At 61.7% G+C, this 21461-nt stretch carries 20 protein-coding genes and 1 pseudogene; 14 read left to right on the top strand and 7 right to left on the bottom strand.

The features are described from left to right. Nucleotides 1-54 precede the first annotated feature (54 nt). From GDV60_RS27005 to GDV60_RS26580, 3 genes are all read right to left on the bottom strand, one after another. Nucleotides 55-564, bottom strand: coding sequence for a hypothetical protein (locus GDV60_RS27005; RefSeq protein ID WP_029293667.1), 510 nt, complete (start codon nucleotides 562-564; stop codon nucleotides 55-57). 66 nt (nucleotides 565-630) lie between these two features. Continuing rightward, nucleotides 631-1269: a helix-turn-helix domain-containing protein gene (locus GDV60_RS15565; RefSeq protein ID WP_159908033.1), complete on the bottom strand. Its 639-nt coding sequence runs from the start codon at nucleotides 1267-1269 to the stop codon at nucleotides 631-633. Between the two features lie 5 nt (nucleotides 1270-1274). Further along, entirely contained in the window at nucleotides 1275-1436 is a 162-nt protein-coding gene (locus tag GDV60_RS26580; RefSeq protein WP_166647865.1) for a hypothetical protein, read from the bottom strand. A 170-nt stretch (nucleotides 1437-1606) separates the two neighbouring features. Between GDV60_RS26580 and GDV60_RS15560 the strand changes: the two genes are divergently transcribed. The 5 genes from GDV60_RS15560 (at nucleotide 1607) to GDV60_RS15540 (ending at nucleotide 8832) form a co-directional block, all read left to right on the top strand. Continuing rightward, on the top strand, nucleotides 1607-3754 hold the full coding sequence (locus GDV60_RS15560; RefSeq protein ID WP_159908031.1) for a TonB-dependent receptor domain-containing protein: 2148 nt from the start codon (nucleotides 1607-1609) through the stop codon (nucleotides 3752-3754). Nucleotides 3755-4007: 253 nt separating this feature from the next. After that, nucleotides 4008-4550 carry a sigma-70 family RNA polymerase sigma factor gene (locus GDV60_RS15555; RefSeq protein ID WP_104910364.1) on the top strand — a complete coding sequence of 181 codons (543 nt, stop codon included), beginning with the start codon at nucleotides 4008-4010 and terminating at the stop codon, nucleotides 4548-4550. Beyond that, nucleotides 4550-5494 (top strand): FecR family protein, encoded by a 945-nt coding sequence (locus GDV60_RS15550; protein ID WP_029293671.1) that lies wholly within the window; start codon nucleotides 4550-4552, stop codon nucleotides 5492-5494. Before GDV60_RS15555 ends, GDV60_RS15550 begins: the two co-directional genes overlap by 1 nt. Nucleotides 5495-5596: 102 nt before the next feature. Next, entirely contained in the window at nucleotides 5597-8074 is a 2478-nt protein-coding gene (locus GDV60_RS15545) for a TonB-dependent siderophore receptor (RefSeq protein ID WP_159908029.1), read from the top strand. 119 nt (nucleotides 8075-8193) lie between these two features. Further along, the gene (locus GDV60_RS15540) at nucleotides 8194-8832 is read left to right on the top strand and encodes a hypothetical protein (RefSeq protein ID WP_029293673.1); all 639 of its coding nucleotides are present in this window, start codon (nucleotides 8194-8196) and stop codon (nucleotides 8830-8832) included. A gap of 44 nt (nucleotides 8833-8876) precedes the next feature. On the opposite strand, the pseudogene GDV60_RS15535 reads toward GDV60_RS15540, so the two are convergent. Both GDV60_RS15535 and GDV60_RS15530 read right to left on the bottom strand, forming a co-directional pair. Then, nucleotides 8877-10207 (bottom strand): annotated as a pseudogene (locus GDV60_RS15535) (IS4 family transposase). A gap of 121 nt (nucleotides 10208-10328) precedes the next feature. Continuing rightward, nucleotides 10329-10874 (bottom strand): hypothetical protein, encoded by a 546-nt coding sequence (locus GDV60_RS15530; RefSeq protein WP_029293674.1) that lies wholly within the window; start codon nucleotides 10872-10874, stop codon nucleotides 10329-10331. A 169-nt stretch (nucleotides 10875-11043) separates the two neighbouring features. On the opposite strand from GDV60_RS15530, the gene GDV60_RS15525 reads away from it, so the two are divergent. Continuing rightward, nucleotides 11044-11379 (top strand): hypothetical protein, encoded by a 336-nt coding sequence (locus tag GDV60_RS15525; protein WP_104910362.1) that lies wholly within the window; start codon nucleotides 11044-11046, stop codon nucleotides 11377-11379. Nucleotides 11380-11788: 409 nt separating this feature from the next. On the opposite strand, the gene GDV60_RS15520 is transcribed toward GDV60_RS15525, so the two are convergent. Beyond that, entirely contained in the window at nucleotides 11789-12733 is a 945-nt protein-coding gene (locus tag GDV60_RS15520) for a sensor domain-containing diguanylate cyclase (protein WP_159908027.1), read from the bottom strand. Between GDV60_RS15520 and GDV60_RS15515 the strand changes: the two genes are divergently transcribed. Continuing rightward, entirely contained in the window at nucleotides 12732-12878 is a 147-nt protein-coding gene (locus tag GDV60_RS15515) for a hypothetical protein (RefSeq protein WP_159908025.1), read from the top strand. The two genes, GDV60_RS15520 and GDV60_RS15515, sit on opposite strands and share 2 nt — an antisense overlap. A gap of 97 nt (nucleotides 12879-12975) precedes the next feature. Then, nucleotides 12976-13224: a DUF1652 domain-containing protein gene (locus GDV60_RS15510; protein WP_029293677.1), complete on the top strand. Its 249-nt coding sequence runs from the start codon at nucleotides 12976-12978 to the stop codon at nucleotides 13222-13224. Nucleotides 13225-13227: 3 nt separating this feature from the next. Here GDV60_RS15510 and GDV60_RS15505 read toward each other — a convergent pair whose 3' ends face one another. Next, the gene (locus GDV60_RS15505; RefSeq protein ID WP_029293678.1) at nucleotides 13228-13590 is read right to left on the bottom strand and encodes an NUDIX hydrolase; all 363 of its coding nucleotides are present in this window, start codon (nucleotides 13588-13590) and stop codon (nucleotides 13228-13230) included. A 141-nt stretch (nucleotides 13591-13731) separates the two neighbouring features. Here GDV60_RS15505 and GDV60_RS15500 point away from each other — a divergent pair, with 141 nt between their 5' ends. From GDV60_RS15500 to GDV60_RS15475, 6 genes are all read left to right on the top strand, one after another. Then, on the top strand, nucleotides 13732-14700 hold the full coding sequence (locus GDV60_RS15500) for a Gfo/Idh/MocA family protein (protein ID WP_029293679.1): 969 nt from the start codon (nucleotides 13732-13734) through the stop codon (nucleotides 14698-14700). Nucleotides 14701-14805: 105 nt separating this feature from the next. Beyond that, nucleotides 14806-15444: a ribonuclease T2 gene (locus GDV60_RS15495; protein WP_159908023.1), complete on the top strand. Its 639-nt coding sequence runs from the start codon at nucleotides 14806-14808 to the stop codon at nucleotides 15442-15444. A 54-nt stretch (nucleotides 15445-15498) separates the two neighbouring features. Next, nucleotides 15499-16116, top strand: a complete 618-nt coding sequence (gene lexA, locus GDV60_RS15490) for a transcriptional repressor LexA (RefSeq protein WP_159908021.1) — start codon at nucleotides 15499-15501, stop codon at nucleotides 16114-16116. Continuing rightward, on the top strand, nucleotides 16116-16727 hold the full coding sequence (imuA, locus tag GDV60_RS15485) for a translesion DNA synthesis-associated protein ImuA (RefSeq protein WP_092239267.1): 612 nt from the start codon (nucleotides 16116-16118) through the stop codon (nucleotides 16725-16727). Before lexA ends, imuA begins: the two co-directional genes overlap by 1 nt. A 7-nt stretch (nucleotides 16728-16734) precedes the next feature. After that, nucleotides 16735-18150 carry a DNA polymerase Y family protein gene (locus GDV60_RS15480; protein WP_159908019.1) on the top strand — a complete coding sequence of 472 codons (1416 nt, stop codon included), beginning with the start codon at nucleotides 16735-16737 and terminating at the stop codon, nucleotides 18148-18150. Then, the gene (locus tag GDV60_RS15475; RefSeq protein WP_218585570.1) at nucleotides 18126-21224 is read left to right on the top strand and encodes an error-prone DNA polymerase; all 3099 of its coding nucleotides are present in this window, start codon (nucleotides 18126-18128) and stop codon (nucleotides 21222-21224) included. The genes GDV60_RS15480 and GDV60_RS15475 overlap by 25 nt, the downstream gene beginning before the upstream one ends. Nucleotides 21225-21461: the final 237 nt, after the last annotated feature.

Raw genomic sequence — 21461 nt, 5'->3', positions numbered from 1 at the left:
AGCGTGATGCGTCATCTCTAGAATCGGCCCCAGAATTTAGTCCTTTCCTGTCGATTACGGAGTTTCGAACATGATGAACGCCATGCAGATGCCAATGAACAACGCGATGCCGATGATGCCGATGATGGGCATGCCGATGATGATGGCCACCATGCAGTGCGAAATGACCGGTGATGCCATGATGTGCACGATGAAACCGGCAGCCGGCATGGACATGGCGATGTTCAAGAACAACGCCGAAATGATGGCGATGATGATGAACTGCGGCATGCCGATGATGATGCAGTGTGCCAATCTGTCGATGATGTGCATGTCGCAAGACACCATGGCCATGATGAACAACATGCCGGCGATGAACATGCCCATGGGTATGTCGATGCCGATGATGAAGTGCGTCATGGAATGCACCCTGCAAGCCGATGGCATGACCTGCAAGATGATGCCGATGCCCGGCATGAGCATGGCGATGATGGACAACTGCTGCATGCTGATGAAGAAAATGATGAATGACTGCGCTATGCCGATGATGATGAGCTGCAACGGCATGCCGATGATGTGCTGCACCTGCTGACAGGCTGTTCGCGGGCATGAAAACGCCCCGCCTGATTGCTCAGGCGGGGCTTTTTGCGTTCAGTCCAGGCGTTCGGGGTGGATGATGACCAGGAACGCCAGCGCATCGCTGTCTGCCGGGTTGCGGTAGCGGTGGGGCTGGTCGGCATAGAACAGAATCGAGTCGCCGGTGGACAGCAAGTATCGCTCCTCGTTGACGCTGACTTCCAGCACGCCCTGAGCGACCACCAGGTTTGCCTGGATTCCTGGCCTGCGGCCTTCGCACACCTCTTCACCGCGCGCGCTCAGGCGTATCTCATAGAATTCCGACTGGCGTGACATGTCGTCGGGAAACAATGCACGGCTGACGAACGTACCATCGGCACTCACCAGGCGCTTGCTCTGGTGGGCGGGCAGTAGTTCAACCCCTTCGAACGAGCGGTTTTCCAGGAACGCCGCCACCGACACTTTCAGGCCCTTGGCGATTTTGCACAGCACCTTGATCGACGGCACACTGCGCCCGGACTCGATTTGCGCGAGCATCGCCCGGCTTACTCCACAGGCGCGGGCCAGCGCATCCAGGGATAAGTAGCGTTTGCTGCGCAGACGCTGCAGGTTATGCGCGACGCACTGGCCGATGGCATCGTCGTCGCGGGTGGCGCAATCCTTGGGTTCAACGGTGGGAGGCAGCCGTTCGGGAATGGCCTGGAGAAAACTCATCGGCCTTACGCCCGGCGTGTATCGGTGGATGTGTTGCTGGTCTGCAAGGTGAACCCCGACAGCCCGGCACGCGCCGCGTACATTGCCCACATCAGCTCGGCCGCTGCACGTGCCTGGCGGCGCTTGCGGTGGAGGGTGAAATCAATGACGTTGGCGGATATCGACATGGGCAGTCTCGGCTGACGGTGGTGACTCGGTTGCTCCACATTACTGCGTGCGGCTTATTTCCTTAAATACTGAGTTTGCATTTATTAATTCTATTTTGGACTTAAAAACAGACGTGACCTGCCGTATCCCATGTTCTTCCAACGCTTGAACTTTTCCAGGATTCGGCCCCATGCGCCTGCCTCAACCTTTGCTGTTTCTCCCCCCTCGTTGGCTCGGTTTCGGCGTCGCCCTGACAATCAGTCACCTGGCCCAAGCCCAGGAGGCGCTGCAACTGGCGCCGCTGCAAGTCACCAGCACTGAGCTGAGCGAAGGCGAGGCGGCCCAGGCGCAACTCAAGCAGGTGCCCGGCGGGACCAACTACGTTGACATGGCCAGCGTCGAGCAGGGCCGAGTCAGCAGCAACGAAGATGTGCTCAAGTACCAGGCCGGCATCTACGCCAAGGCTGCGAACAACGAAGGGACGAAAATCTCCATTCGCGGGTCGGGCATCAACCGTGGTCCTGGCAGTCATGCGTCCGGCCTGTATGAAACCATCGACGGCCTGCCACTCACCGGCCCCGGCGGCACGCCTTACGAACTCAAGGATCCGTTATGGCTAAGCCGCGTCGAAGTGCTGCGTGGCGCCAACGGGTTTGACCGGGGCGCATTGGCCCTGGGCGGGGCGGTCAACTATGTGACCCGCACAGGCTACGATGCCCCCAAGTTGCGCGTGCGCTATGAGGCCGGCAGCCATGGTTATGCCCAGCGGGAAATCAGCTCCGGGCAAGTGCTGGGCGATGCCGACTATTACATCAGCCTGACCGATGCCGAGTACGACGGCTTCCAGCAACAGAGCGCCGGCAGTGGCAAGGGTGTGGCGGCCAACTTCGGCTACCGGTTCAACCCGGACCTGGAAACGCGCTTCTACTTGCGCTACCGCGAAACCGCCAACGACAGCCCCGGCAAACTCACGCGCCAGCAGATCGAACACAGCCCGCGCGCGGCCAACGCGGTCAACCTGGCGCGCGACTCCAAGCGCTTGCAACCGGGCTCTACGTGGATCGCCAACAAGACCACCCTGCAACTGGACGATAACGCGCGTATCGAGGCGGGCCTGGTGTACCACGATTACCCGATGGACCTGCGCGAGGGCACCAACCGGTTGAAGGTGGCGTACACCGACATCAGCGGTACCTTGAACTACATCCGCCAGGACACTTTGCTGGGGCGTGACAGCAAGACCACGGTCGGCCTGCGCACTACCCAGGGGATGCCCAATAACGGCGTGTCGGAATACGTGCGCGTGCCCACCGGCACCACGGCCACATTCGCTCCGGGTACCAAGACCCGTGACTACAGCTACCTGGGGTCGGACACGGTGTTGCACGTGAGCAACGACCTGGAACTGCTGCCCGACCTGTGGCTGACCACCGGGCTGGCGGCGATCTACACCCGTCGTGAAACCGAAGTCACTTATCCCGAGACCCATGCCCCCTTGAGCACCCACGACTGGGACTATGCGCCGCGCGTGGGCCTGCGCTATGACTTCAATCCACAGTTGCAGGTGTATGGCAACCTGAGCCGGTCGGTGGAGCCGCCACATGCCTGGTCGATGATCTGGGGGGCCAATAAGTTCTTCCCTAAAGAGACTAATAATCCGGCATCAGGTTTGACCCGCGAAGGCGTGGAGCTGCAAAACCAGACCGCCACCACCCTGGAAGTGGGCGGGCGCGGCGAAACCTGGTTTGGCCAATGGGACCTGGCGTTGTACCACTCGCTGGTGCGCCATGAACTGCTCAGTGTCGAGACCCAGGCGGCTACGCCTGACATGTCGCAGGTGGTCGCCGAATCCAACGCCAGCCCGACCATCCACCAAGGCGTGGAACTGAGCCTCACCAGCCCGCTGTGGGACGGTGGCAATGCTGGCCGCCTGGCCCTGCGCCAGGCCTACACCTATAGCAACTTCCACTACCGTGACGACCTACGGTTTGGCGACAACACGCTGCCCGGCATCCCCAAGCACTACTACCAGACGCAGTTGCGCTACAGCCATCCCAGCGGCTTTTTCAGCAGCCTCAATGGCGAGTACTCCTCGCGGGTGGCGGTGGACTACGCCAACTCCTACTACGCGAAAGCCTATGGTTTATTGGGCGCCACCATCGGCTATGACGCGCCCAAACAGGACTGGCAAGCCTGGATCGACCTGCGCAACCTGACCAACCAGCGCTACGCCAATACCGTGACCCCGGGGTACGACGACCACGGCAACGACATGGCGCGCTCGACGCCGGGCGACGGCATGGGCGTATATGCCGGGGTTTCCTGGAGCTTGCGTTAACCTGCCTCCCCATGAAGGGGGGCTGTCATGCCAGAGAGCTTGTCGTGGCGAGGGGGCTTTGTCCCGATGGGCTGCGTAGCAGCCCCAATAAGGCACATCCCATTTTCCTGACACACCGATGAGGCAGGTTTGGGGCCGCTGCGCAGCCCATCGGGACAAGCCCCCAAGCCACAAAGGCCCCCTTGCCCTGCCATCGTTTTACTGTCATCGTTTGCGCGATTGGTAATCTTTCTTGTTTGAGAAATTTTTGCGCATGCATGACTTTCCTGTGGCCGACTGTGATATGGCCCGCCGCCAGCAGACACTCACCGCGCTCTACAGTGACCATCACTCCTGGTTACAGGGGTGGCTGCGCAAGAAACTCGGCTGCTCGCAGCATGCGGCGGACCTTGCCCAGGATGCATTTGTGCGGGTATTGCTGCTGGCCGAACCGCACAACATCCAGGAGCCCCGGGCATTTCTCGCGACCACAGCCGGGCGCTTGCTGATTGACGGCGCGCGGCGGCGCAAGATCGAGAAAGCCTATATGCAAGCCCTGGCCATCCAGTACGAAGACGCCGGCATGCCAGACCCGGCGACCATTCATGTGGCGCTGCAGGCCCTGGAGCGCATAGCGCTGATGCTCGCCGGCCTGCCGGACAAGGCCCGCGAGGCGTTCCTGCTCAGTCGCCTGGACGGGCTGACCTACAGTGAAATTGCCGCCCAGCTTCAGGTCTCGCCCAGCACGGTGAAAAACTATATCTCCAGCGCGCTGGTGCATTGCTACCAGACGCTGCATGGCGCGGACCCGCTTTGATGTCCTCTGAACAGATTGTCAGCGAAGCGGCGCAGTGGCTGGCGTTACTCAACGACGAGGACGTCAGCACGGCCGATCGCGAGGCATTCAAGGCTTGGTGCGCAGCCGACCCACGTCACCGGGTGGCTTTCGAACGCATGGGGGCTTTGTGGGGCAGCCTCGATGAACTGCCTGCCGAACCGGCACGCCTGGCGCTGAATCAGGCCTTTATCCCACGCAAACCTGGGTATGCCGTGCGCGGCGGGCAGGTCCTGGGGTTGTTGGGTGTACTGGTGGTCGGCTGGGCGGGCGTCGAGCAACTGCCCCTGTGGATGGCCGACCAACGCACCAGTGTCGGTGAGCGGCGTCAGCTCGCCCTGGCCGACGGCAGCCAGGTGCAACTCAACAGCAACTCGGCGCTGGACGTGAAGTTCGACGGCCGGCAACGCGTGATCGAATTGCTCAAGGGCGAGATGTGGGTGGAGGTGGCCAAGGATGCGCAACGGCCATTCGTGGTGCGCACCGACCAGGGCACGGCGACGGCACTGGGTACGCGCTTTCTGGTCCAGCGTGCAGTGGACGGCTCCACCGTGGTCACGGTGATCGAGTCAACGGTAGCCGCCAAAGGCAACGACAGCGCGGCGGTGAAAGTGACCGCAGGCCAGCGTGCGATCCTCAAGCAGGGCCGCGCGCAGCCGGCACAACCGGTCGGCAGTGGCGACCCGGCTGCCTGGACCCGTGGCTTGCTCACGGTAGATGACCGGCCGTTGAGCGAAGTGCTGCAGACCCTGGCCAGCTATCGCCATGGGATGGTGCGTTTTGACGCCCAAGCGTTGCAAGGCATGCGCGTGTCGGGGGTATTCAAGCTCGATGACAGCGACGCGGCGCTGGCGACCCTGGCGGATAATCTGCCGATCAAGGTGGAATATTTCACCGACCTGATGGTGGTGGTCAAACCCCTCTGAACGGGCTGAAAACGCCCCTTCAAATAAAAATCCCTCTCATTCATACCCGATTTCCCGACATGGCCGTCATGGAATATAGAACTCCATTTTCCAGGACCTCTCATGTCACGCTTTGCTCGTCCGTTGCACCCACTGGCGCTGTCGGTGGCGATGGCTTTTGCCGCTTTACCCCTTGCCATACCCACGGCATGGGCTGATGAAAGCAGCCATTTTTCGATCCCTGCCGGTGAACTGAGCCAGGCCCTCAACGGCTTTGCCGAACAGGCCGGGCTGGTCCTGGCCTTTGATCCGGCCTTGACCCGCGGCAAGCGCAGCAGTGGTTTGAGCGGGCAGTTGAGCAGCGACGCGGCACTGGCCCAGTTGCTGGCGGGCAGCGGTTTGCGTGCCCAGGCGTTGTCTGCCAAGCGCTACCGCATCGAGCCGATCCCCCAGGCGGAGGGCTCGATGGAGTTGCAGGCCACCACCATCAGCGCTGCTGCTCAAAGTGAAAGCCCCATCGGCCCGGTGTCTGGCTATGTCGCCACGCGCAGCCTGTCCGGCACTAAGACCGACACCGCGCTGATCGAGACGCCACAGTCGATCTCGGTGGTCACCAAGGACCAGATGCGTGCGCAGAATGCCGAAAGCCTCAACCAGATCCTGCGTTACAGCGCTGCGGTCGTCCCGGAAACCCGTGGCGCCACTGCCTCGCGCCTGGACCAGTTGACCATCCGTGGCTTCTCGCCAGTGACTTACCTGGACGGCCTGCGCGTGGCATCGAGCCGCGATGCCTCGCCGCAAAAAGATGCCTTCGACCTGGAACGCGTGGAGGTCCTGCGTGGCCCGGCCTCGGTGTTGTACGGCCAGGGCAGCCCCAGCGGTGTGATCAACCTGGTCACCAAGCGCCCGCTGGATACGCCGTTCCATGAAGTGGGCGTGGAGTACGGCACCTTCAACAAGAAACGCACCACCTTCGACCTCAGTGGCCCGCTGGACGACCAGGGGGTGTATTCCTACCGCGTCGCCGGGTTGTTCGATGATGCAGACGGGCAGGTCGAGCATACCGAGACCCGCCGTCAGTCGCTGTCGTCGGCCTTCACTTGGCGCCCGAACGAGGCCACGTCGCTGACCCTGCTGGGTCATTTCCAGAAGGATCCCAAGGGCGCGTCCTACGGGTCGATGCCGGCGTGGGGTTCGGTGTTGCATAGTCCGCTGGGGCGCAAGATCGATGTCGACTTCTATGACGGCGAGAAAAATTTCGAGAAGAGTGATCGCGAACATTACTCCATCGGCTATGCCTTCGAGCATCACCTCGATGACGTCTGGACCGTGCGCCAGAACGCCCGTTATATGCGTAGCGAAGGGATCTATCGCAGTATCTACAGCAGCAACCTGCAGGCCGATTACCGCACGTTGACCCGCTCGACCATCGCCACCGATGTCGACATGGACGCCTACAACCTGGATAACCAGTTGCAGGGCAAGTTCGACACCGGCCCGGTGCAGCACACGTTGTTGATGGGGCTGGATTACCAGAACACCAGCGTCGATACCAAGGCCGGTTACGGCAAGGGATCGGACCTGGACATCTTCGATCCGGTGTATGGTGCACCGGTGACCACCCCGGCATTTTCCAGCGACGCGACCCAGCGTAGCGAGCAGACCGGTGTGTACCTGCAGGAGCAGGCGAAGTGGGACAAATGGGTACTGTTGCTGGGCGGTCGCTATGACTGGGCCAGTTCGGATAACAGCTCGTTGAGCTTGACCGACGGCAAGAAAACCAAATCCTCCCTGGACAGCAAAGCCTTCACCGGTCGCCTGGGCGTGGTCTATCTCTTCGATAACGGCCTGGCGCCATACGCCAGCTACTCCGAATCCTTCTCACCGCAAACCGGTACCGGCTACGGCGGCTCGGTGTTCAAGCCCACTGAAGGCAAGCAGTACGAAATCGGCATCAAGTACCAACCGCCGGGCAGCAACAGCTTTATCACGGCTGCCATCTTCGACCTGCGCCAGAACAACGTGCCCACCATGGACCCGGATCCTACCCACCTGTGCGGCAATGGTCGCTGCCAGGTCCAGGACGGCGAAGTGCGCTCCCGTGGCTTTGAACTTGAAGGCAAGGCCAGCCTCAACGACAACCTGGATATCACGGCGGCCTATGCCTACCTCGATAACCGCATCAGCAAATCCAACAGCACCGTGCGCTATGCGCCGATCACCGACATTGGCGTAGGCCCGGCCGTGCCGACCCAGGGCACCACCACCTACGCGGTGCCACGGCACACGGCCTCGGTGTGGGCCGACTACACCCTGCATGATGGCAACCTCAAGGGCTTCGGCGTAGGGGCGGGTGCGCGTTATGTGGGCTCGTCATGGGGCGATACCGCCAATACCTTGAAGGTTCCCGGCTACACCTTGTTCGATGCGTCGGTGCACTACGACATCCCCCACATCAACACCCCGGGCGACAACCTGCGCCTGGCGGTGAACGCCACCAACCTGGCGGATAAAGAGTACGTTGCGTCCTGCTATTCGTACTCGTGGTGCTGGTACGGCTCGCAGCGTACGGTGCAGGCGAGTGCGACGTATCAGTGGTAAGCGCGGGTAGTTGATGAGGTTTTTTCCTACAGCGGCCTTTTACCAGGGCCGTTGACTCTCTATTATCCGCCCCCAGCACCTCCGGCCATGGAGACGCTCCATCAACTAAGGAAGTCGTAATGCACATTGGAAAAATGCTGGGGTTGGCCCTGATGATGTTGGCAGTGAGTGGCTGCGCCAGCTTCACCAAGGACGAAGTCGCGCCAGTCACCCTGCCATCGAAGGCGAGCTTCGCCAACAAGCCAAACGTTTATGTCGACTTTGATTTTTATCAAGGCGAACCGACCAACGCTGCCGCTGCTGAAGTACCTCAGGCGCGGGATATGCTGCGCCCGCAACTGCAAAAAATCCTCACCGACTCCGGCCTGTTCGGCCGTGTGACCCTCGATGAGTTCCAGAAGCAGCCAGGCGACTACAGCCTGCGCCTGAAGGTCTACAACCATCCGCCAGGTGGCGGTCAGATGGTACTGGCCTTTATCAGCGGCTTCACCTTCACCATCATCCCGGCGCTGGGTACCGACCAGTACACCATGAGCCTGGAAGCCCTGGACCCACAGGGCCAGGCGCTGAGCAAAGGCAGCAACCATGATGCGATTAACACCTGGTTGGGTATCTGGTTTATCCCGATGATGGCCTACACGCCAAAAGAAGCGGTGACCGATACCTTCACCCGCCAGGTCAATGCGTTGCTCAAGCAGATGGTCGAGAGCAATAACCTGAAGTACTCGGCACTGGATGCCGGTGTGCCACGGGCCTGATCCGGGCTGTAAAAAAAGGGAGCCGGTTAACCGGCTAATGCCAGTCACTTAAGCTGACTGGCATTTTTATTTTTGATCGGATACTTCGGTGATTTCAGCCGAATCGCCCGAGGATAAACGCGCTCCTCACGTCGATGCGGTAGAACGTAGTGCGGCGCTGAAGCATGAAGCTCGGCCAAATACTTGGGGATGTTCCCGGAACGGTCGGCCGAGACGCTGTTGATAAACCCAAGAATCGCCCAGGTACACGCGGTAAAGCTCATTTCGCACGGGTAAATGCCAGGACAGTGGCGACTCATTTCCACCATCTGATAGCGCAACAAGTTGTAGCCCAACAACACGCCCCACAACTCTTGCTCGATCATCTCGGGTGTCTTGCTGCGCAGCGTATAGTTGCTGTTGAGCAGCGTCTGCTTCATTTCCCGAAAGCCTAATTCGATTTCCCAGCGCTGGCTGTACAGATCAACGATCTCGTCGGAAGGAAAACGCAGTGGGTCAGCCATTGAGGTCAGAATCTGACACACCTTGCCCTGGCGGTTTTGCTCAGCAGTCGCGCGGTCAGCTGCTCCGGCAACCCAGGCCATTGCTTGCGGGCCTGCGGCGAAGTGCTCAGCAAAACAATCGCATCCTGGCGCCCCAAACGCTGGATCACCTCGTACTGCGAGCCTTTTTTCAGCGGCATCAGCCAGTGGCGTTCGACACCTGCCTGCTGCCACCGATGCAGTAAACCTAACGAGTAAAAACCACGATCAAACAGCGTCAGCGAGTGATCGGGGGTGGTTTCGATCAGTTGCTCGGCCAGTTTCATTTCGTTGCTGCGGTAGCCCTCAAACGCACTGCCAATCAGCAAATGGCTGGTCAACTCCATTTGGCAGACCATGCGCACCTGAGGAAAACCGGTGTCGCCATGCTGGTTGCTGGCGGAGTCATAGCGCGCCCGATTTTCCGGCGTATCGGGCGTGCGCCAGACAACGCCATCGACACCCAACAAACGCAGACCGGCCCAAGTCGGGTGACCGGCTGCCTCATGCCAACTTTTCTGGGTCAAATCGAAGACTTGTCGTACAGCTTCGCTGCCCAATCTCTGACGGGCCTGGGCTACGGCACTGGCCGCTACCAACGGGCGCTGACCCGGCAACATGATATTCATGCGACTGACCACATCCCAGGCCGACATGCGCCGGAAGAACGCCATGGAGATCACGCACCAGAGCATCATTTCCAGAGGCAAACGACGCTTGCGCAGCGTCGCCACACCAGCTTGTTCAAGCGCCTGTTCGACCAGAGAAGGATCGAGCAAAGCACCCAATCCCTCGATGGCGTTGGGGGTAGAGGCGATGTTGTGGGTCAGTTCCAGTGCCCGAGCGAGACGCATAAAAAAATCCGATGCCAGTACAGGCATCGGATTTTGATTTCTTGCGGCCAAAGGTCAAGCGAGAAGGCTTAACTGATCGGCATTAGCCGGTTAACCGGCTCCCTTTTTTTACCTGGTGTTTTTACTTGAGTGCCTGAATGAACAGCGGGTCGCTGTACAAGGCCTTGAGCAAGTCACGCACCAGCGGGTTGTAGGCATTCGCCGCATTCGGAATCGCAATGGGACCGAAGAATGAACTGGACCACACGCTAGTCACTTCCTTGGTGGCGTCGTACACCACCGTGTCGTCCTTGAGCACGGTAAAGCGTGCGGCCAGTATGCCGTGGCCGGAACCCATGCCCGCTGTCAGCTCGTTCTTCACCAGCAGCACGTCAAGGCGCCGGTGCGCGCTTTGATTCAGCAGGCCGGCCAGGGACAGTTCCTGGGTGATTGCCGCCTGCACGTGAGCGGGGATACTGCCGGCAGGCGAGCTGATCGGATTGGCCCGGACCATCAACGAACCCTGGCCCGAGGCGGCAGTGACCTTGGCCTGGCTGATGGGTTGCAACGCGGGTGTCTGCTTGAGGCGCTGGACGTTGTCGAAATTGGGCTCGTATTGCGTCATGGTCACGCCGCAACCTTGCAGCAGCAGTAATACCAATGGGGCCAACATAAGAAATTTCTTCACGGCATTTCCTTGCGTGAGGGGGATAGGGGCGCGCGATTATGGTCAGGCGCGGGTAGGGCGGCAACCATGGCGGGGAGGGGATTACGTCAAGAAGGCATTTTGCTGGCCCCCGTCTACCGCATGTTTCGCCAAAATCACTTTTATTTTCAGGTGGTTAGGTAGGATGCCAATGCGCAATGTAAAAATCACGCTGCTAGCCTTGGCCCTGGCCAGCGGGGCGGCGGCGGCGGCGGCCCAGGGCAAGGCGCTGCGTGAAGGGGATCGCTACATGTGCAGTTGGGGCGCGGGCACGGCAGCCAGGGCCCAGGAGCTGAAGTTGGCTGGCGTTTCATTGTATGCAGCGCGGCAGAAGATCCAGCGGTACAAGTTCGACAAGTCCTGGATGCGCATGATGGCCATGGGCATCACCGAGCAGACCTATGACAGCCCCTCGCGTCTCAAGCCGGCGGCAGTCCGGTCGAGCTTTTATGAAGAGTGCGTGCGCTACAAGTTGGCGCGCAAATAGAAGGGCGCAAGACCTACATAGGAGCTGGCTTGCCAGCGAAAAGCGTCAACGATAACGCGGGGTGTCTGGTCCCCCGTGGTGCTCTCAGGTGCTTCGCCGGCAAGCCGGCGCCTACAAAAACATCAGCGGTATGCATAGATGTTTATTAACCCGATAGTTATTAAGGTTTTACTCTCGCAAGTTTGGAAGTTGCACCAAAAAGTGGCACGACAAGTGCCGTGTTCCATAAAAAATGTGTGGTTATTGAATGACTTAGCGCTGTTTCAATCCGACGAAAGGCTATTAATCAACTTGTTACAAGTTGTCTCTGTGGTTATTATGGCCGGGCGTTCACCTCCCACGGTTTATGCATTTTTAAATCCCAAGTTTCCATCAGCTACTTGGGATTTTTTTTGCCCGCGATTTGGCCTCACACCGTGGCTTCGAAAAACTCAGCACGCATCCGGCCATTGCGCTTGGCCTGATACAACTGTTTGTCCACCTCCTCGACAAAGGTCAAGGCCTCGCTGCCTGGCTTGACCGTGGTGGTGCCCACGCCCAGGCTCAAGCTCAACAGTGGCGACACGCTGGAATGAGCATGCTCGATCTGTTGTTGGCGGATCAGGTGCAGGCAGCGCTCGGCCACGCGCCTGGCCGACGCTGCATCGGTCTCGGGCAGTAACCACACAAACTCTTCACCACCGATACGCGCAATGAAATCCCGTGGCCGGTTGGCGGCTTTTGACAAGGTGCGCGCGACCTGGCGCAGGCATTCGTCGCCCTTGATATGGCCGTAGTGGTCGTTGTACTGCTTGAAGTAGTCGATATCGAGGATGATCAGCGACAACGGCAACTGGCTGCGCAGGGCGCTGCTCCACTCTCGCTCCAGTACGGTGTCGAACATGCGCCGGTTGGCAATGCCGGTCAGGCCATCCTGGAACGAATACTCTTCCAGTTGTTTTTGCAGACGGATCAGGTGCTCCTCGGTCTGCTTGCGCTCGCTGATATCAAACATGAAGCCCACCAGCGCCTCCACCTCGCCCTCCTTGCGTACCACATGCACCACGTCGCGAATCCACACGTAGTTGCCGGTGCTGGTCAAGGCACGGTAATCGGCCTCGTGATCGACGCCGGCCCGTGATTGCGACACGCAGAAATTGACCACGTATTCGCGGTCATCCGGATGCATGCGTTCGACCCAGTCGTCGACGCTGACCCAGCTCTGGGGCGTCCAGCCCAACAGCGTTTCGATCTGCGGGCCGATGTAGCTGAAGGTCATGGTCTGCCAGTCGATGCGCCAGGGAATGGCCTTGGTCGACTCCAGCAGGGTTTTGTACACGGCGCTGTCGGGCTCGCTCGGGATGTCGCGGCGCATGGAGGTGCTCCAGATCGGCAAAAACCATGAGCATCTGGTGATCCTTGCCAAGAATCAAGCGCCGCTGGCAACCTCGGATGAGAGGTTGCGGCGTGGTTTTTCTGACGCCATTGCACCAGCGCTTTCGCGCAAAAATGTGGGGTAGCTAACACTTTCGTAGGATTGGCCACACGGGTTGCATAACCTGATCTAACCTGCAGGGATCACGTCCATCGCGTCATGTGCGAACAAGGGTGCCCAGGATGATTCCCATCGTTGAGTTGAGCCGCATCATGGCGTCTGGTTTCGTCCCGCTGTCCTGCGACTGTAGCGTCAACCCCGAGGGTTTCTTGACCATTCGCGTATTCGAGCCCGAGTCTGGTCGCGTCGACCTGCTGTTGACCGGCGTCTCGCCCCAGGGCCTGGATAGCATCCGTGCCATCTCCAACCTGATCGGCGAGCTGCGCACCGAGCTCAAGGCCGGGCGCCGTGGGTTTGCGGCATTCGGCTAGGCGTCAGAGCCTGCGTAGAAACGAGCGGACAATGCGCTTGGTGGCGTCGGTCGCATCCAACTGCTCCAGCGCACTGTAGGCATGCCATTGGCAGTCGATGATTTCATTGCAGGGCCGGGCCTGGTCGATGTTGACCACCGAGGCTTCAAACACGTGATGCAGCGTGTCACTGGCCTTCAACTCCTGCAGATACAACAAACCATCCACGTGCAGCCCGGTTTCCTCTTGCAGCTCACGCTCGGCCGCGCCGACCGGACGCTCATCGCGCTCGACCTTGCCACCGGGCAATGCCCATTTCGACCTGGCCTTGCGCACGAACAGAATGTGCCCCTCGTGTTCGCAAATCACCGTTGCGCGTATTTTCATCGTCTGTGCCCCCGCAGCTGGATGATTGTCACAAAAGTGTAATGCAATTGTCATGCTGGGTCTTTATGGGGAGAGGCTGGAGACCGTGCAGGAAAACGCTGATACTGCCCAACTGAAAAAATACCGGTGAAGGAAAGTCAGATGAGCACCATCCGCTGGGGCATGATCGGTTGTGGCAGTGTTACTGAAGTCAAGAGTGGACCCGCCTTCTACAAAGCGCCAGGTTCGGCCCTGGTCGCCGTGATGGGGCGTCGTGAGGAAGCGGTGCGCGATTATGCGGCACGCCACGGGATTGCCCGGTTTTACACCGATGCCCAGGCGCTGATCGATGACCCTGAAGTAGATGCGGTGTACATCGCCACGCCACCGGCCAGCCACTTGGAATACAGCCTGCTGGTGGCGGCGGCGGGCAAGCATTGCTGCGTCGAGAAGCCGATGTCGCTGAATGCCGAGCAGAGCGCCTTGATGCAGCGCACTTTCGAGCGGGCCGGGCTGCATCTGTTTGTCTCCTATTACCGGCGCTCCCTGCCGCGCTTCCAGCAGGTACGTACCTGGCTGCAGGAAGGGCGCATTGGCGAGTTGCGGCACCTGAGCTGGACCTTGTGCAAGCCGCCAGCGCCGACAGATACCCATGCCAGCAACTGGCGTACGGATCCGGCGATTGCCGGCGGTGGTTATTTTGCCGACCTGGCCAGCCACGGTTTCGATCTGTTCCAGTACCTGGCGGGGGATATCGTCGAGGTCACGGGTTATACCGCGCGCCAGGCCGGGCGCTATGTGGCGGAAGACGCCGTCACTGCCTGCTGGAGCTTCAGCTCGGGTGCGTTGGGCATGGGTTGCTGGAACTTTGTGGCTGACCGGCGCGAGGACCGGGTCGAGTTGATCGGCAGCACAGGGCGTATCACTTTTTCAGTGTTCGACGAGCAGCCGTTGCAGCTCGAAGCCGAGGTCAGCGAGACCCTGCATATTGCCCATCACCCCCATATCCAGTGGCACCACGTGCTGGGTATGAACGCGCATATCCGCGGCGAGAGTGTGCACCCGGCACTGGCGATCGAGGCCTTGAAGACCGACCGCATCATGGATCGGGTGTTGCAGCGCAAGCCGTGACCCACAGTTGTTGAGCTTTCGACAGTAGGGCGGCGCGTTACCTGACGGCGTTGCGGGGTAGTCGTTCATAACAATGGCCGCTTAGTTTAATTAAGGATTTGCTTGATGAGATGGAGAACCTCCTGGATCGCCCTGTGCCTGGTATTGACCGCCCTGGCTGATGCCGCCCCCCGTCATCAGGGGCAAGCCGGGGACTTTGATTTTTATGTGTTGTCACTGTCCTGGTCGCCGACTTTTTGCCTCACCCACCCGCAGGACCAGCAATGCACGGGCAAGGGCTACGGCTTTGTGTTGCATGGCCTGTGGCCACAATATGCGCGAGGCGGTTGGCCGGCATCTTGCCTGCCGCAGTCGCGGTTGTCGGCCGAGGACGTGGCCAAGGGCATGTCATTGTTTGTCACCGAGAAACTGCTCAAGCATGAGTGGGCCAAGCACGGCACATGCAGCGGCGTAGATGCATCCGAGTATCTGGACAAGACTGATACGGCATTGGGTGTGGTGCAGATTCCCCAGGCGTTCGAGCCTTTCAATGTGCCGGGCCCCCTTGCAGCCAGGGACATTGAAGCTTTGTTTCGCGAGAGCAACCCCAGCATGGGGCGCCACGGCATGGCTGTGATCTGCAAGGGCAAGGTGTTGTCGGAGGTGCGGGTCTGCTTGAGCAAGGAGCTGCGCTTTACCGGTTGCCCGCAGAGCATCAAGACGCAATGCCGTACTGGCGAACTGCGGATTCCAGCCCAGCGATAGGTGGGTGGGCTTCTGACTAGTGGCTATTGTCAGAAAATTCCCACAGGAGTACAAATGTACTCCATGACGACTCTCACTCCCCGCCGTTGCGCCATCCTGAACTTCATCCGCGAGCGTATCGCGCAGCAAGGTCAGCCCCCCAGCCTCGCCGAGATCGCCGAGGCCTTCGGTTTTGCCTCGCGCAGTGTGGCGCGCAAACACGTGCTGGCGTTGACCGAGGCCGGGTTTATCGAGGTCAACCCGAACCAGGCCCGGGGTATTCGCCTGCTCAATCAACCGGCCCGCCCCGAATGGCTGGATGTCCCGGTGCTGGGCCGCGTTGCAGCTGGCCTGCCCATCGGCGCCGACGCCGAAGTGCACGCACGGTTGATGCTCGACCCTGCGACCTTTGCCCGGGTCCCGGATTACTTGCTGCGGGTCCGGGGTGACTCGATGATCGAAGACGGCATTCTCGATGGCGACCTGGTGGGCGTGCGGCGCAGTGCCGAGGCGCTGAACGGGCAGATAGTGGTGGCGCGCCTGGATGGCGAAGTCACCATCAAGCGTTTCGAGCGGGCGGGCGACAGTGTGCGTCTGTTGCCGCGCAACCCTGCTTATCAACCTATCGTGGTCCGTCCCGACCAGGACCTGGCCATCGAGGGTGTGTTCTGTGGCCTGGTGAGGCCAGGCTGATGGGCGCCGTGGTTGCACTGGACTCGCTGTTCAATGGCGGGCGGGTCTGGAAGGGGCGGCCGGCCGCGCCGCCGGCCAGTGTGCATCCCACGGGGCTGGCGGCCCTGGATGCGGTGTTGCCCAGCGGTGGCTGGCCAGAAGCGGCCTTGAGCGAAATCCTCGTGGCCCAGCAGGGCGTGGGTGAGTTGCAACTGGTCTGGCCGACCCTGGCGCGGCTGTCGGCGGCCGGCGAGCGCATTGTGCTTGTGGCACCACCGTATACCCCATACCCCCACGCCTGGCAGAACGCCGGGGTGGACCTGCGCCAGCTCTCGGTGATCCAGGCCGATGAGCGCGATGCCTTGTGGGCGGCCGAGCAATGCCTGCGTTCTGGCAGTTGCGGCGCGGTGCTGTGCTGGCCGCGCAAGGCCGATGACCGGGCCTTGCGCCGCTTGCAGGTGGCTGCCGAGACCGGCCAGACCCTGGCGTTTGCCTGGCGGGCCATGGGCGAGGCGATCAACCCGTCACCGGCGGCCCTGCGCCTGGCCGTCGAGCCGCACCAAGTGCGGGTACTCAAGTGCCGGGGTGGCCTGGCCCATCCCGCGCCCATTGCCCTGGCCAGCGGGCACTGAGGTTGATATGCGCTGGGTGTGTATTGTCTTCCCGCAATTGGCGTTGGACGGGGTCTTGCGTCAGCGCCCCGAGCCCGAGCAACCCTTGGCGTTGTTGGCCGGCCCGCCACAACGGCGGGTGCTGCAAACCGTCAATGCCGCCGCGCGTGCCTTGGGCCTGCGCCCCGGCCAATCCCTGACGGCGGCCCATGCCCTGACCAAGGCCTTTGCCTGCGTCGAATACGACCCGGTGGAGATCGACCGCTGCCAGCAACTGCTCGCGGCCTGGGCCTATGGTTTCAGCTCCCAGGTCAGCGTGTTCTATCCGCGGGCCTTGCTGTTTGAAATCGAGTCGAGCCTTGGCCTGTTCGGGCCGTGGCCGCTGCTGGAAGCACGCTTGCGCGAGGAACTGACCGACCTGGGCTTTCGCCACCGTATCGTTGCCGCCCCCAACCCGGCCGCCGCGCGCGTATTGGCCAATGCCTACGACAGCCTGGCCGTGGCCGATGCCGAGGGCCTCCAGCAAGCCCTTGGGCCGATGCCCATCGATCGCGTCGGCATCGACCCGCAAGCCGCCACGGCCTTGTCGCGCATGGGCCTGCGGACCCTGGCCCAAGTGCAGGCGTTGCCCCGGCATACCTTGGCCCGGCGGTTTGACGCAGGGTTGCTCAAGCACCTGGATGCCTTGACCGGGCAACGGCCGCTGGCCCTGGATTTTTATCAGCCGCCGGATCGTTTTGACCTGCGCATCGAATTGAATTTCGATGTGCAGTCCCACCAGGCCCTGCTGTTTCCCTTGCGGCGCCTGACCGGCGACCTGGCGGCGTTCCTCTGTGGCCGCGACAGTGGCGTGCAGCGTTTTGCCCTGCACCTGGAGCATGCCGAGGCGCCGGACAGCGTGATCACGGTGGGCCTGCTGAGTGCCGAGCGCGAACCTTCGATGCTGTTTGAACTGGCCCGTGGCCGCCTGGAGCAGGTGCTAGTGGCCGCGCCCGTACATGCCCTGCGCCTGCTGGCCGAGGACCTGCCGGTGTTTGTGCCCCAGCGCCAGGACCTGTTCGACGAGCGCCCGCAGCAAACCCTGCCCTGGGCACAATTGCGCGAGCGTCTGCGGGCGCGCCTGGGGGATGAGGCGGTGCAGGGCTTGCGCTTTCATGCTGACCATCGCCCCGACTGTGCCTGGCTAGCGGGCAGCGACAGCCGCGTCTGCCCACCCTTGAGCCCTGTGCAACGCCCTGGCTGGTTGCTCAATGAGCCGACCTTGCTGGCCGAGCAGGGTGTCCAGATCCTGCTGGGCCCGGAGCGCATCGAGTCCGGTTGGTGGGATGGCGCGGATATCCGCCGCGACTACTACCTGGTGCGTACCCGCGCCGGGCAGCAAGGCTGGGCTTATCGCACCGTGGGTGACAGCGCCGGGTTGTGGCTGCAGGGTTGGTTTGCATGATGCAGGGCTACGCCGAGCTGCATTGCCTGTCCAACTTCAGCTTCCAGCGCGGTGCGTCCAGTGCCCGCGAGTTGTTCGAGCGCGCCAAGCAGCAGGGTTATCACGCCCTGGCAATCACCGACGAATGCACCCTGGCCGGTATCGTGCGGGCCTGGCAGGCGGCCAAGGAGGTCGGGCTGGAGTTGATCGTCGGCAGTGAGGTGCGCCTGGAGAACGGCCCGAAACTGGTGTTGCTGGTGGAGAACCTACAGGGCTACCAGCACCTGTGTCGGCTGATCACCCAGGCCCGGCGCCGTGCCGAAAAAGGCCAGTACCGCCTGTTGCGCGAAGACTTCGCCGACCCGGTACCGGGGTTGCTGGTGCTGTGGCTGGCCGAGGAGGGTGATACACCTGCCGATGGCCAGTGGTTGTGCGACACCTTCAATCAACAGCTATGGCTGGCGATAGAACTGCATTGCGCCCAGGACGATGCCCGCCGCCTGGCACAGCGTCTGCAACTGGCTGCCAGCCTGGGCCTGCCAACCGTGGCCTGTGGCGATGTGCATATGCATGTGCGGAGCCGGCGCGCCTTGCAGGACACCATGACCGCCATCCGGCACCATCTGCCGGTGGCGCAAGCCGGCGAGCGCCTGCACCCCAATGGCGAGCGGCACTTGCGCAGCCTGGAGGCGATCGGTGCGCTGTATCCGGCGTGCTTGCTCGAGGCGTCACTGCAGATCGCCCGCCGTTGCACCTTCGACCTGGGCCAGTTGCGCTATCAATACCCCAGGGAGTTGGTGCCGCAAGGGCAGAGCGCCAAGTCCTGGCTGCGCGCCTTGACCGAAGAGGGCATCAGCCAGCGCTGGCCCGAGGGGGCGTCAGCCAAGACCCTGGAGCAGATCGATAATGAACTGGAGTTGATCAGCGACCTGGGCTACGAAAGCTATTTCCTTACCGTGCACGACATCGTGCGCTACGCCCGCAGCCGTTCGATCCTCTGCCAGGGCCGTGGCTCGGCGGCCAACTCGGCAGTGTGCTTTGCCCTGGGCATCACCGAAATCGATCCCAGCCGGATGAACATGTTGTTCGAGCGCTTCCTGTCCCGGGAACGCAACGAGCCGCCGGATATCGATGTGGACTTCGAGCACGAACGCCGCGAAGAGGTGCTGCAATACGTGTTCCAGCGCTATGGCCGGCGCCGCGCGGCCTTGACCGCAGTGGTCAGCAGCTACCACGGGGCCGGGGCGGTGCGTGATGTGGCCAAGGCCCTGGGCCTGCCACCGGATCAGGTCAATGCCCTGGCCGATTGCTGCGGGCGCTGGAGCGATGAAGCGCCGCCCCTGGAGCGCTTGCGCGAGGGTGGTTTTGACCCGGACAGCCCGGTTTTGCGACGGGTCCTGGGCTTGACCCAGCAACTGATCGGCTTCCCGCGCCACCTGTCCCAGCACCCCGGTGGCTTCGTGATTTGCGAGCAACCGCTGGACACGTTGGTGCCGGTGGAAAACGCCGCCATGGCCGAACGCACCATCATCCAATGGGACAAGGATGACCTGGACGCCGTGGGCCTGCTCAAGGTCGATATCCTGGCCCTCGGCATGCTCAGCGCGATCCGCCGCTGCTTCGACCTGCTGCGCCGCCATCGTCACCGCGACCTGACACTGGCGACGGTGCCCTCGGAAGATCCGGCAACCTACGCGATGATCAGCCGCGCCGACACCATCGGCGTATTCCAGATCGAGTCACGGGCGCAGATGTCCATGCTGCCCCGGCTCAAGCCCAAGACGTTCTATGACCTGGTGATCGAGGTGGCCATCGTGCGCCCCGGGCCGATCCAGGGCGGCATGGTGCATCCGTATCTGCGCCGACGGAACAAGGAAGAACCCGAGACCTATCCGTCGCCCAAGCTGGAGGCGGTACTCAAGCGCACGTTGGGTATCCCGCTGTTCCAGGAGCAAGTGATGCAGATCGCCATTGTCGCGGCGGACTACACCCCCGGCGAAGCTGACCAGTTGCGCCGCTCGATGGCGGCCTGGAAGCGCCATGGCGGGTTGGAGCCCCATCGCCAGCGGCTGCGCGCCGGCATGCTCAACAACGGCTACAGCGAGGCCTTTGCCGCCCAGGTGTTCGAGCAGATCAAGGGCTTTGGCAGCTATGGTTTTCCCGAATCCCACGCGGCCAGTTTCGCCTTGCTGACCTACGCCAGTTGCTGGCTCAAATGCCATGAGCCGGCGGCGTTCGCTTGCGCCCTGATCAACAGCTGGCCCATGGGGTTCTACAGCCCGGACCAGATCCTGCAGGATGCGCGCCGCCATCACCTGCAGATTCGCCCGGTGGACGTGACCGCCAGTGACTGGGATTGCAGCCTGGAACCCATCGACGGCCAGCAACCGGCGATTCGCATGGGCTTGCGCATGATCAGCGGCTTTCGCGAAGACGAGGGCCGGCGTATCGAAAAAGCCCGTCAGGGCGCAGGGTTTCGCGATATCGCCGACCTGGGCGAGCGCGCCCGACTGGACAGCCGGGCCCAGGAACTGCTGGCGGATGCCGGGGCCTTGCGTCAGTTGACCGGGCACCGGCATCAAGCGCGCTGGGACGTGGCCGGGGTGGAGAAGCAACTGGGATTATTTGCCGGGGCATCGAGCCCGCAGGAAGAGGCGGTGCAACTGCCGGCACCCAGTGTCGGCGAAGACCTGTACGCCGACTATGCCAGCGTGGGCACCACCCTGGGGCCCCATCCCTTGGCGCTGTTGCGTGATCAATTGCACGCGCGGCGCTGCCGCAGTTCACAGGAACTGCAGGCGGTGGAGCATGGGCGCAATGTCAGCGTTGCCGGCCTGGTCACTGGGCGCCAGCGCCCGGGCACTGCCAGCGGCGTGACCTTCGTGACCCTGGAAGACGAGTTTGGCAACATCAACGTGGTGGTCTGGCGCGACCTGGCCGAGCGTCAGCGCCAGGTGCTGGTGAACTCACGGCTGCTCAAGGTGGATGGTCGCTGGGAAGCGGTGGGCGAAGTCCGCCATTTGATCGCTGGCCGCTTGAGCGACCTGACGCCACTGTTGGCGGGGATCAGCGTGCGTAGCCGGGATTTTCGCTGAGGGGCACAACGCTCTTCTTTCAAAAAACACCCCCTGGCCACAGGGAACTTGCAGCACCCTGGAACCTACTATGTACCACTGGCATTATGTGGCGAGCGGGCTGTATGTGGCGAGCGGGCTTGCCCCGCGCTGGGTGGCAAAGCCACCCCAACCCCCTCACCATGCTCCACCAGACACCCGAGGTGGCAGGTTCTGGGGCTGCTGCGCAACCCAGCGGGGGACGAGCCCCCTAGCCAC

Source organism: Pseudomonas sp. DTU12.1 (assembly GCF_009873475.1).
GTDB classification, from domain to species: domain Bacteria; phylum Pseudomonadota; class Gammaproteobacteria; order Pseudomonadales; family Pseudomonadaceae; genus Aquipseudomonas; species Aquipseudomonas proteolytica.
The sequence above is the reverse complement of the archived record's forward strand: the minus strand, read 5'-3'. Positions and strand labels throughout refer to the sequence as shown.